Origin of the sequence: Paraburkholderia sp. SIMBA_054 (assembly GCF_046534875.1) — a bacterium.
Classification (GTDB): domain Bacteria; phylum Pseudomonadota; class Gammaproteobacteria; order Burkholderiales; family Burkholderiaceae; genus Paraburkholderia; species Paraburkholderia hospita.
This window is the reverse complement of record NZ_JAWRXV010000907.1, coordinates 1-266: the sequence shown is the minus strand read 5'-3', so window position 1 is coordinate 266 and position 266 is coordinate 1. Positions and strand designations below refer to the sequence as shown.

General features: G+C 61.3%; 1 protein-coding gene. It reads right to left on the bottom strand.

Going from position 1 to position 266, the window contains the following annotated elements; genetic code table 11:
* Nucleotides 1-266: TolC family protein (locus SB822_RS57770; protein WP_410859195.1), on the bottom strand; the 266-nt coding region annotated here is incomplete at both ends.

The window sequence follows — 266 nt, the reverse complement described above, 5'->3', positions numbered from 1 at the left end:
GAGGCATCGATGGCTCCGTCGTTCAACTGCTGCTGCACGATCTTCAATGCAGCGGTGTACGCGGTGACGGAATCGTCCAGCAGTTTCTTTTGCCGGTCGAGCGAGCGCAGATCGAAGTAGTCGAGCGCGAGATCGCTTGCGATGGAGAGGCGCACCGATTCCAGATCAGCCTCGCTTGCCTGCGCATTGTCGCGTGCGTTGACCGTTGCATCCTTCACGCGGCCGAACAGGTCCGGCTCCCAGCTCGCCGACACGCCGACCGAATA